Raw genomic sequence first — 619 nt, forward strand, 5'->3', positions numbered from 1 at the left:
GCCAGGCCGGCGCACTCCAGCAGGCACCCCAGCCCGTACCCCTCTTCGCGCAGGGCGCTCACGGCCTCGACCTTCGCCCTGGTCAGAGTCCGTCCCTCTCGACCAGGGCACGCAATTTTTTTAGGTAGGCCACCTCGGTCTCGAGCCTTCGGCAGCGCTCCTCGAGCTCCTGCTCGCGCGTGCGCGGCCTCGCCTTGGAACCGCTCGGCCGGCCCTTGGGCCTGGGCCTGAGCGCCTCGGCGCCGCCCTCGCGGTAGAGCGCGCACCATCTCTTGAGCGGCGCCAGGGACATGACCCCGAACGCCTCCATGGCGTCCCGCTTGCTCATGCCGCCGTCGACGACGGCGGAGGCGGCGGCGACCTTCTGCTCGTATGTGTACCTGGTCTGCTTGCCGTCCATGGATAGCAGCACCTCGCTTCCGAACGACCGGTATACGTAGAGCCATTGTCTCACGGTGTCGCGCGGGACCGACAACGCCTTCGCCGCCGACTCGGAGCCGTGGCCTCGCTCGAAGAGCCCGATCGCCGCCTTCCTGGCCTCGATGTCGTGCTTCACCCTCAAGTCGACACGCATAAAAAGCCTCCCATTTCTCATGTCCAAGAAATGGGAGGCAGTTCA

The 619-nt window shown here is 66.7% G+C and carries 1 protein-coding gene; it reads right to left on the reverse strand.

Annotated elements, in window-relative coordinates:
* Nucleotides 1-82: 82 nt before the first annotated feature.
* A complete protein-coding gene (locus ACTNDJ_RS08955; RefSeq protein WP_304211245.1) occupies nucleotides 83-574 on the reverse strand; it encodes a helix-turn-helix domain-containing protein in 492 nt (163 codons plus the stop codon).
* Between the last annotated feature and the right edge of the window lie 45 nt (nucleotides 575-619).

The sequence above is a fragment of the Collinsella sp. HCP3S3_D1 genome (assembly GCF_052064015.1).
Taxonomy (GTDB): Bacteria; Actinomycetota; Coriobacteriia; order Coriobacteriales; family Coriobacteriaceae; genus Collinsella.

Bases quoted from the DNA above. Each gene is read 5' to 3' on its own strand.
- ACTNDJ_RS08955 (WP_304211245.1), bottom strand. From the start codon at position 574: ATGCGTGTCGACTTGAGGGTGAAGCACGACATCGAGGCCAGGAAGGCG.